12 protein-coding genes are annotated in these 9982 nt (G+C 64.9%); 11 read left to right on the top strand and 1 reads right to left on the bottom strand.

Features of this window, described 5'->3' with window-relative positions:
* Nucleotides 1–1579, top strand: a 1579-nt coding sequence (traG, locus tag KBA48_RS30725; RefSeq protein WP_292912499.1) for an IncP-type conjugal transfer protein TraG, incomplete at its 5' end; no start/stop codon positions are given.
* A 48-nt stretch (nucleotides 1580–1627) separates the two neighbouring features.
* On the opposite strand, the gene KBA48_RS30720 is transcribed toward traG, so the two are convergent.
* Complete coding sequence (locus KBA48_RS30720) at nucleotides 1628–1915, bottom strand: HU family DNA-binding protein (protein WP_292912498.1); 288 nt, start codon at nucleotides 1913–1915, stop codon at nucleotides 1628–1630.
* Nucleotides 1916–2126: 211 nt separating this feature from the next.
* Here KBA48_RS30720 and KBA48_RS30715 point away from each other — a divergent pair, with 211 nt between their 5' ends.
* The 10 genes from KBA48_RS30715 to KBA48_RS30670 all read left to right on the top strand — a co-directional run.
* On the top strand, nucleotides 2127–2525 hold the full coding sequence (locus tag KBA48_RS30715; protein ID WP_292912497.1) for a CopG family transcriptional regulator: 399 nt from the start codon (nucleotides 2127–2129) through the stop codon (nucleotides 2523–2525).
* On the top strand, nucleotides 2522–3490 hold the full coding sequence (gene trbB, locus KBA48_RS30710; RefSeq protein WP_292912496.1) for a P-type conjugative transfer ATPase TrbB: 969 nt from the start codon (nucleotides 2522–2524) through the stop codon (nucleotides 3488–3490). Before KBA48_RS30715 ends, trbB begins: the two co-directional genes overlap by 4 nt.
* A gap of 27 nt (nucleotides 3491–3517) precedes the next feature.
* Nucleotides 3518–3841, top strand: a complete 324-nt coding sequence (locus KBA48_RS30705; protein ID WP_292912500.1) for a TrbC/VirB2 family protein — start codon at nucleotides 3518–3520, stop codon at nucleotides 3839–3841.
* The gene (locus KBA48_RS30700; RefSeq protein WP_292912495.1) at nucleotides 3838–4101 is read left to right on the top strand and encodes a VirB3 family type IV secretion system protein; all 264 of its coding nucleotides are present in this window, start codon (nucleotides 3838–3840) and stop codon (nucleotides 4099–4101) included. Before KBA48_RS30705 ends, KBA48_RS30700 begins: the two co-directional genes overlap by 4 nt.
* Nucleotides 4095–6521: a conjugal transfer protein TrbE gene (gene trbE / locus KBA48_RS30695; protein ID WP_292912494.1), complete on the top strand. Its 2427-nt coding sequence runs from the start codon at nucleotides 4095–4097 to the stop codon at nucleotides 6519–6521. The genes KBA48_RS30700 and trbE overlap by 7 nt, the downstream gene beginning before the upstream one ends.
* Nucleotides 6518–7213: a P-type conjugative transfer protein TrbJ gene (gene trbJ, locus KBA48_RS30690; protein WP_292912493.1), complete on the top strand. Its 696-nt coding sequence runs from the start codon at nucleotides 6518–6520 to the stop codon at nucleotides 7211–7213. Before trbE ends, trbJ begins: the two co-directional genes overlap by 4 nt.
* 11 nt (nucleotides 7214–7224) lie before the next feature.
* The gene (trbL, locus tag KBA48_RS30685) at nucleotides 7225–8535 is read left to right on the top strand and encodes a P-type conjugative transfer protein TrbL (protein ID WP_292912492.1); all 1311 of its coding nucleotides are present in this window, start codon (nucleotides 7225–7227) and stop codon (nucleotides 8533–8535) included.
* 2 nt (nucleotides 8536–8537) lie between these two features.
* Complete coding sequence (gene trbF, locus KBA48_RS30680) at nucleotides 8538–9245, top strand: conjugal transfer protein TrbF (RefSeq protein ID WP_292912491.1); 708 nt, start codon at nucleotides 8538–8540, stop codon at nucleotides 9243–9245.
* On the top strand, nucleotides 9242–9601 hold the full coding sequence (locus KBA48_RS30675; RefSeq protein ID WP_292912490.1) for a hypothetical protein: 360 nt from the start codon (nucleotides 9242–9244) through the stop codon (nucleotides 9599–9601). Before trbF ends, KBA48_RS30675 begins: the two co-directional genes overlap by 4 nt.
* Nucleotides 9602–9741: 140 nt before the next feature.
* Nucleotides 9742–9982 (top strand): TrbI/VirB10 family protein (locus KBA48_RS30670; protein ID WP_367273896.1); only part of this gene is annotated, 241 nt, incomplete at its 3' end.

Below are 9982 nucleotides of genomic sequence, written 5' to 3'. Positions count from 1 at the left end.
CTTTGCGCCCACCCGGTCGGGCAAGGGCGTGGGGCTGGTGGTGCCGACATTGCTGTCCTGGACCGGATCGGCGGTGATCCACGACATCAAGGGTGAGAACTGGCAGTTGACGGCGGGGTGGCGGGCGCGCTTCTCGCACAGCCTGCTGTTCAACCCCACCGACCCGCGCTCGGCTCGCTACAATCCGCTGCTGGAGGTGCGCAAGGGACCGGATGAGGTCCGCGATGTGCAGAACATTGCCGACATTCTGGTCGATCCCGAGGGGGCATTGGAACGCCGGAACCACTGGGAGAAAACCTCCCACAGCCTGCTGGTCGGTGCCATCCTGCATGTGCTGTATGCCGAGGAGGAGAAAACCCTGGCGCGGGTGGCCACCTTCCTGTCCGACCCCAGGCGTAGCTTTGCCCACACCCTGCGCCGGATGATGGCCACCAATCATCTGGGAACGCCTGATAAGCCCATCGTCCATCCCGTCGTCGCGTCAGCGGCACGGGAGGTGCTGAACAAGTCGGAGAACGAGCGGTCAGGCGTGCTGTCCACCGCCATGTCCTTCCTGGGCCTTTACCGTGATCCTACGGTCGCGGCCACGACGGCGGCTTGTGACTGGCGGATTGCCGATCTGGTGGATGCGCCGCAACCGGTGTCGCTGTACCTCGTGATCCCGCCATCGGACATTTCCCGTACCAAGCCGCTGGTGCGTCTGGTGCTGAACCAGATCGGGCGGCGTCTGACCGAGCGGTTGGAGGGCGATCCCGCCAAGCGGCGGCGGCACCAGTTACTGATGATGCTGGATGAGTTCCCGGCCCTGGGGCGGCTAGATTTCTTTGAGACGGCATTGGCCTTCATGGCGGGCTATGGCATCCGCGCCTACCTGATTGCCCAGAGCCTGAACCAGATCTCCAAGGCCTACGGCGAGAACAACGCTATTCTGGACAATTGCCATGTCCGCATCGCCTTCAGCAGCAATGATGAGCGGACGGCCAAACGCATCTCGGACGCGCTGGGCACGGCGACCGAATTGCGGGCGCAGCGCAACTATGCCGGCCACCGGCTGGCTCCCTGGCTGTCCCATGTCATGGTCAGCCGACAGGAAACAGCCCGCCCCCTGCTGACGCCGGGCGAGGTGATGCAGTTGCCGCCGACGGATCAACTGGTGCTGGTGTCTGGCCTGTCCCCGATCCGCGCCCGCAAGCTTCGCTACTACGAGGATCGGAACTTCACGGAGCGGGTGTTGCCGGCCCCAACCCTGTCGGATGGCCCCTATGCCGACCGTCCGCCGACCCGATCCGATGATTGGGGCGGACAGGTGCGCGGCATGGATCAGCGTTTGGCTGAGGATGACGAGGATGCCGCGTTGGATGAACTGAGCGAGGGTGGTCTACAGCAGCAGCGCCATCCGGGGCTGCCGGAGGAGGGGACGGTCAGGCCGGTCGACCCTGACGGTGCCGACCTGTTTGGGACTGCCGATGACGAGACGGATGTGGCTGCGGATAAGCGCGCCATGGACCGGTTATCGAATGTCGCCCGTGCCCATGCGATCAACGAGGGCTCGCGCGACGATCTGCTACCCAACTTCTGACCGTGGCGGGATTGGCGATGCCCGCTGGGTGAGGCATCGCCATCAGGATCAGCCGTTCAGCACATCTTTCAGCGCCTTGGCCGGCGAGAACTTGGCCTTGGTCTGGGCGGCGATGGTGGTCGGTGCCCCCGTCTGCGGGTTGCGGCCCTGACGCTCCGGTACCTGCTGGGCCGTGAACTTGCCAAAGCCAGCGAGATTGATCTCCTTGCCATCCTTCAGGCCGGTGGCAATGGCGCCCAGGATACGTTCAACGGCTTCCTTGCCGCTGACCTTGGTGCTGCCCGTGACCTCAGCCACGATGGCGGCCAGGTCGTCCTTGCTGATCTTTTCCGTCATCTCTCATCCCGTTCTGCGTTGCAGGCACCGACAGAGTGCCCGATTTCCAAGCCTTTACCCTGAATGATCGGCGTCTGACCAGTTACCAGGATGGACAGGGGTGATTGCCAGCCGTGGTGCAGATCGCGCAAGGGCGTAGGTAACGGCCATAAGAGAATCCGCCGCTCTGTCCCACGCTTGGCACCAACATTTCCGCTGTTGGAGCCGGGCCATGAAACCCCGCCATCACCTCTATCTCGATGATGAGTTGTCGACCCAGCTGGAGGCCCTTGCCGCCAAGCCTGGCACGACCAAATCCGCCATCGTGTCCGATGCGCTGCGCCAATACCTGACCCGGCGAGGGGCCAATGGCATTGAGGAGTCGCTGCGCATCCGGCTGGACCGGCAGGGGCGGCAGTTGGAGCGGATCGAACGGGATGTGCAGGTGCTGCTGGAAAGTCTGGCGCTGTATGTCCGCTACCAACTGACCGTCACGGCCCCCGTGCCCGAACCGGACCGGGCCGCCCACGCCGTGGGCAAGGAGCGGTTCCAGAAATTCATTGATCAGGTGGGCCGCCAGATGGCCGCCCCCTCCCGCACCCTGTCGGCCAGCCGGGAGGGCACAGCATGAGCCCCAAGCGCGAGGCGGACGAACGCCGCCATTCCATGCTGCGCACGGCCCTTGGACCGGATATCGCCGCCGCTCTGGATGATCCGACCGTGACCGAGGTGATGGTCAATCCTGATGGCATGCTGCGCCTGGAGAGGGCCGGGCAGGGGATTACCGCCACCGGCATGGTGGTGCCGCCCGAGGAGGTGGAACGGCTGATCCGGTTGGTCGCCTCGCATGTCGGTGCCGAAACCCATGCCGACCGGCCCATTCTGTCGGCGGAATTGCCAACGAGTGAGCGGTTCGAGGGGTTGTTGCCCCCCGTGGTGACGGCACCCTGTTTTGCCATCCGCAAACCGGCGGCGCGCATCCTGACCCTGGCCGACTATGTCAGCGACGGCATTCTGTCGCCCTTGCAGGCCGATGCCCTGCGCCGGGCCGTGCAGACGCGCCGCAACATTCTGGTGGCGGGCGGCACGGCGTCCGGCAAGACCACGCTGACCAATGCCCTGCTGGCAGAACTGTCCCAGACCTGCGAACGGCTGGTGCTGATCGAGGATACGCGCGAGCTGCAATGTGCAGCACCGGACTGCGTGGCGCTGCGCACGCGACCGGGCGTGGTCAGCCTGCGCGATTTGGTTCGCTCCACCCTGCGGCTGCGGCCCGACCGGATCATCGTGGGGGAGGTCCGGGGCGGCGAGGCGCTCGACCTGCTCAAGGCCTGGAACACCGGCCATCCCGGCGGCATCGCCACCCTGCATGCGAACTCCGCCCCGGCCGCCCTCTATCGGCTGGAACAGTTGGCGCAGGAGGCGGTGGTCACCGTGCCCCGCCGCCTGATCGCCGAGGCCGTGGACCTGATCGTCCATATCCAATCCCGTGGCGGACAGCGTCGGGTGGATGCCATCGCCCGCACCGATGGGCTCGACGCCCATGGCGATTACCGGATCGTCACCTTGGGTCCGGCCGACCTTCAACAGCTTTGACAGGAGATCAATATGCCACCGCTTCGCATGCGACCGTTCCGCGTGTCCCGTCTGCGTTCCCTGGCCTTTGCCGGCATGGCCCTGCTGCTGGTGGCACCTGCCCACGCCGCCGGCTCAGGCATGCCCTGGGAGGATCCCCTCCAGCGCATCCTGGACTCCGTCCAAGGCCCCGTCGCCAAGATCGTGGCGGTGATCATCATCATCACCACGGGCCTGACGCTGGCCTTTGGGGAAACGTCGGGCGGCTTCCGGCGGATGATCCAGATCGTCTTTGGTCTGTCGGTTGCGTTTGCCGCCTCCAGCTTCTTCCTGTCCTTCTTCTCCTTCGGCGGCGGGGCGCTGCTGCCATGAGGGACCTGCCCGAAGGTTTTACCGTGCCGCTGCACCGCGCACTGACCGAGCCGATCCGGCTGGGTGTGGCGCCGCGCGCGCTGGCCATCCTCAATGGCACCATCGCCGCTGCCATCGGCCTGGGGCTTCAGCAATGGCTGGCGGGTCTGTTGTTGGCGCTGGGCGGGCATAGCCTGGCTGTGCTGGTCAGTCGCCGCGATCCGCACGTCGCCACCATTCTGGCTCGCCACCTGCGTCAAGCGGGAGGCTGGTTATGCTGAACCTGCGTGAATACCGCCCCCGGCCCGACCGGCTGGCCGATCATTTGCCCTGGGCGGCGCTGGTCGCCCCCGGCACGGTGTTGAACAAGGATGGTAGTTTCCAGCGCACCCTGCGCTATCGTGGGCCTGACCTGGATTCCGCCACCGAGGCGGAACTCGTGGCGCTGGCCGCGCGCACCAACAATGCCCTGCGACGGCTGGGTTCAGGCTGGGCGTTGTTCTTTGAGGCCGAACGCGTGCCGGCGTCGGGTTATCCCAACAGCGCCTTTCCCGACGCTGCGTCGTGGATGGTGGATCAGGAACGCCGGGCCGGGTTTGAACGGGCAGGCAGCCACTATGAGAGTGTCTACCATCTGACCGTCCTCTATCTGCCGCCACCGGACAGTCAGGCCCGTGCCAGCAATGCCTTGTTGGATGGGGGGCAGGTAACGGGTGGCCGTCGCGACTGGCGGCGGGAGTTGGAACAGTTTCAGCAGGAATTCTTCCGGCTGGCGGGTTTGCTGCAAACCATCCTGCCTGAACAGCATGATCTGGATGACGCCGAGACGCTGACCTACCTACACGGCTGCATCTCCACCCGGCGGCATCCTGTCGCCGTGCCAGACGTACCGCTCTATCTGGACGGTGTGCTGGTGGACACGGCCCTGCTGGGCGGGCTGGAGCCGATGCTGGGTGACCGGCATCTGCGGGTCCTGTCGGTGCTGGGCTTTCCCAACCAGACAAGCCCTGGCCTGCTGGATGGGTTGAACCATCTGGACTTCCCCTATCGCTGGGTCACGCGCTGGATCCCGCTGGATAAAGAGCAGGCCACCCGGACCTTGAACCGGTTGCGCCGCCACTGGTTCGCCAAACGCAAATCCATCGGTGCCCTGTTGCGGGAGGTGATGACCAACGAACCCTCGACCCTGTTGGACAGCGATGCTGACAACAAGGCAATGGATGTCGATGAGGCGCTGCAATCCCTTGGCGCCGACCATGTTGCCTATGGCTACCTGACCACGACCGTCACCGTTTGGGACACCGATCCGCAGGTGGCGGACGATAAGCTGGCCGCTGTCGAGCGGGTGCTGACGGGGTTGGGTTTTACCGTCATTCCCGAACGGATCAACGCCGTGGAGGCCTGGTTGGGCAGCCTGCCCGGCCATGTCTATGCCAATGTCCGCCATCCGCTGGTCCATAGCCTCAACCTTGTCCATCTGATGCCGCTGTCGGCCACCTGGGCAGGGCCCGCCCGTAATTGGCATCTGGATGGCCCGCCGCTGTTCCAGGCCGAGACCAGCGGGGCGACACCGTTCCGCTTTTCCACCCATGTCGGCGACGTCGGGCATATGCTGGTGGTGGGGCCGACGGGGGCGGGCAAGTCGGTGCTGCTGGCCCTGATGGCCATGCAATTCTGCCGCTATCCCGGTGCCCAGGTCTATATCTTCGACAAGGGCAACTCTGCCCGTGCGGCCACCCTATCCATGGGTGGTCGCCACCATGCGCTGGGCCAGACGGGCGATCTGTCCTTCCAGCCTCTGCGCCGCATCGACGATCCCGACCAGCGGGCCTGGGCCGCGGATTGGATTGTTGGTCTGCTGGACCATGAACAGGTCGCGGTGTCGCCGGAGATCAAGGACCTCGTCTGGTCAGCGCTGAATAGTCTGGCCGGGGCACCCCCGGAACAGCGCACGCTGACCGGCCTGTCCCTGCTGCTGCAATCCAACCCGCTTAAAGCCGCCCTCCAGCCCTACACGCTGGAAGGGCCGCACGGTGCCCTGCTGGACGCCGCCACGGATGGCCTGGATTTGGCCGCCGTGCAGTGTTTCGAGATGGAGGAATTGCTGCACAGGACGGGGGCCGTGTTGCCGGTCCTGACCTACCTTTTCCATCGGCTGGAGGAGCGCTTTACGGGCGCGCCCACCCTGCTGATCCTGGATGAGGCATGGGTCTATCTCGACAACCCCGCCTTTGCCGCCCGGATCCGAGAATGGCTGAAGGTCCTGCGCAAGCGCAATGTGGCGGTGCTGTTCGCCACCCAGTCGCTGGCCGATATCGCCGGTAGCAGTATCGCGCCGGCCCCGATCGAAAGCTGCCCGCAGCGCATCTTCCTGCCCAATGACCGCGCCATCGAACCGCAGGCCAGGGCCGTCTATGCGGCGTTCGGGCTGAATGACCGCCAGATCGGCCTGATCGCCCAGGCCACGCCCAAGCGGGATTACTACCTGCAATCAAGGCGCGGCAACCGGCTGTTCCAACTGGGGCTTGGGCCTGTGGCCAAGGCCTTCTGCGCCGCATCCGATCCGGTGTCGCAGGCACTGATCGAAAAGGCTCTGGCTAAGGCGGGGCAGGGTGGTTTTGCCGGTCCCTGGCTGCGTGCCAAGGGACTGGATTGGGCTGCCGAGACTCTCGACCGCTATCATGAGGAGACCCAACCATGAGCGCCAAGCTGTTCGCGGCCTTGGTGGCCGTCGTGTTGATCATCGGTAGGGCGGAAGCCTTCACCGTCTATGATCCCGCCAACCATGCCCAGAATGTGCTCCAGGCCGCCCGTTCCTTGGAGCAGATCAACAACCAGATCCGCACCCTGCAAAATCAAGCCACCATGTTGCAGAACATGGCCCGGCAGCTTCAGCGGCTGGATTACTCGTCGCTGGGTCTGATCACCAGCGCCCTGAACCGCATCGACGGGCTGATGATCCAGGCCGACAGTATCGGCTTTGACCTTGCTGGCAGTGATGCCGCCTGGCAGCGCACCTATCCCGGCGGATACCGCGATGCCGACGCCGCCAGCCTGGACCAGCAGGCCGACATCCAATGGTACAGCGCCAGGGCAGCGTACCAGCAGACTATGCGGGTGCAGTCGGGCATCGTGACCGCGATCCAGGCCGATGCGCCGTTACTGACCGATCTGGTCAATCGCAGCCAGGGGGCTGACGGCAGTTTGCAGGCCCAGCAGGCGGGTAACCAGCTCCTGGCCTTGTCCATCAAGCAGCAGATGCAACTGCAAAGCCTGATGGCCGCCCAGTACCGCGCCGATGCCGAAACCCAGGCCGCCATTGCCGAGGCCAATGCCATGGCGCGGGAACGCACCCGGCAGTTTCTGGGCGACGGTCACGCTTATAGCCGCTGAGGGAAACCATCATGGGCGATCTGGGCGTCATTGACCGGTTCACGGAAACCTTCATCCGCTACATCGACAGTGGCTTCGGGTTGCTGTCGGGCGATGTCGCCTACCTGACAGCGACGTTGATCACCATCGACATGGTGCTGGCGGGGCTGTTCTGGGCCATGGATGGCCATCACGACGTGATGCCGCGCCTGATCCGCAAAGTGCTCTATGTCGGCTTCTTTGCGCTGGTGCTGGGTAACTTCCAGGCCCTTTCCGAGGCTGTTTATAGCTCCTTTGCGCAGCTTGGGTTGCGCGCGGGGAATTCCGGTCTGTCGGCCAGTGACCTGCTGCATCCGGGACAGTTGGCGGCTGTGGGGTTTGAGGCGGCGCATCCGCTGCTGGATCAAGCCCGCACCATGCTGGGCTTCCCTGACATCTTCGGCAACGCCCTGAACCTGACCATCATGGTTCTGGCCTGGTTCTTCGTGGTGATCGCCTTCTTCATCCTGGCGGTACAGCTCTTTATCACGCTGGTCGAATTCAAGCTGACCTCGCTGGCTGGTTTCGTGCTGGTGCCTTTTGCCCTGTGGAGCAAGACGGCCTTTCTGGCCGAGCGCGTGCTGGGCCATGTCATCTCCTCCGGCATCAAGATCATGGTCCTGGCCGTGATTGTTGGTATCGGCTCCAGCTTCTTTCGGGAATTCACCGAGGCACTATCGGGCAGGACGCCGTCGATTGAGGATGCCATGACGATGGTGCTGGCATCCCTGGCGCTGCTGGGGCTGGGCATCTTTGGTCCTGGTATCGCCGCTGGGTTGGTGTCCGGCGCACCGCAGCTGGGGGCAGGAGCTGCACTTGGGACGGCCGGTGCCGCCGCCGGAACGGTTTTGCTCGCAGGCGGTGCCGCTGTTGCTGGTGCCCGACTTGCCGGTGGGGCTGGTCTCGCCGCTGTGCGTGCGGGTGCCAGCCTGGGCGGTGTCGCTACTGGTGCCTACCAATCCGCACAGGCTGCTGGACAGTCTGGCGTGGGCGGTATCGCCCGTGCCGCCGGAGAGGCCACCCTGCGCAAGGCCAAGGAGGCTGGTCATCGCATCACCGAACCGCTGCGCGAGGCCTATCAGTCTGGTCGTCGGTCCACCAACCCCGACCCCACACCTGACATAGGCGGGGAGGGCGCTGGCATGGCATCGCCAGCGTCCACCGACAACGCCCCGGCCTGGGCCCGCAAGCTGCGCGCTGAGCAGGCAGCCCGCGCCCGCCGCCACAGCACCGAACAGGCCATCAAGGATGGGGACCGGTCCGGCGGCAGTGCCGCCCCGTCCCTCGATCAGAAGGATGACTGACCATGTTCAAGCGCACCCTGCAACGGTATGGCACAACGCCGGAGCCCGTGACGCCTTACCAGAAGGCAGCCCAGCTCTGGGACGAGCGGATTGGCAGTGCACGCGTCCAGGCCCGGAACTGGCGGCTGATGGCGTTCGGTTGCCTTGGGCTGGCCATGGGGCTTTGTGGCATCGTGGCCTGGCAGTCCGGCCAGAGCCGGATCATCCCCTATGTGGTGGAGATCGACCGGCTGGGCGAGGCCCGTGCAGTGGCACCTGCAACCAGTGCCTATCAGCCTACCGATGCCCAGGTCGCCTATTACCTGGGGCGCTTCATCAGCAATGTTCGGTCGCTCTCCACCGATCCCGTGCTGGTCCGGCAGAACTGGCTGGCCGCCTATGATTTCGTGGCCGACCGCGCGGCTCTGTTCCTCAATGAACAGGCCAAGCTCAACGATCCCTTCAGCAGCATCGGCACCAACAGCGTCACGGTGCAGGTGACCAGCATCGTCCGCGCGTCTGACCAATCCTTCCAGGTGAAATGGACCGAGCAACATTTCGAGCGCGGCAGTCTGGTCCGTACCGATCGCTGGACGTCGATCCTGGTGGTCAGCCTGCGGCCCCCCAGCACGCCAGAAGCACTGGCCCGCAACCCCTTAGGCGTCACCATCACCGCCATCGACTGGTCGCGGGAGTTCGATGCCCAACCCACGCCGAGGAACACGCCATGACCAAGCTGATCCTGCCTGTCCTGTTGGCCGGGATACTCTCTGCCTGCGCGGGGCAACCCAAGAAGCCGCCCGTCATTGCCTTTGACAGCAGCGATTTCCAGGCGGCAGCGGTTGAACCTGACGGCCCGTTGCCGGTTCAGATTGTCGAGAAGCCCGTCCCCTTGCCGCTGCCCGGTCAGTTGCAGCCGCTCCCATCCGCGCCGACCGTTGTGACACCCGACAATCGCCCCCCGACCCTGCGTGTCACGGACGCGAACAAGGCGGCTACGCTGGAGCCCAAGCGCGTCAATCCGGTCTTTTCATCCGCACGGAACCGAAAACAAGACCGGCCAATCCAGAAAATCGGAACGGCCTAGCCCCGGGTAGCCCGGACACTATAGCGGAAAACGCGGCTCCTGACGCCCCCCAGCCCAAGCTCGACTTCCTGGCCCGCCCCGACACGGGCGGAATCTATAACCCCTATGCCGAACAGCGGCCCGCGTCCCATCATCAGATCATGGCGGGCAGCATCATCGCGGCGGCCCTGGTGACTGGGCTCAATTCCGACCTACCGGGCACCGCTACGGCCCAGGTGACGGAGAATGTCTATGACACCGTCACCGGCCAGATCCTGCTGATCCCCCAGGGCACACGTCTGATCGGCACCTATGACAGCCGCGTCAGCTTTGGGCAGGAGCGTGCGTTGCTGGTTTGGCAGCGTCTTATCCGCCCCGATGGCACGTCCCTGCAACTGGACA

This window comes from Niveispirillum sp. (assembly GCF_017996735.1).
Lineage (GTDB): Bacteria > Pseudomonadota > Alphaproteobacteria > Azospirillales > Azospirillaceae > Niveispirillum.
This window is presented reverse-complemented; position numbering and strand designations above follow the sequence as displayed.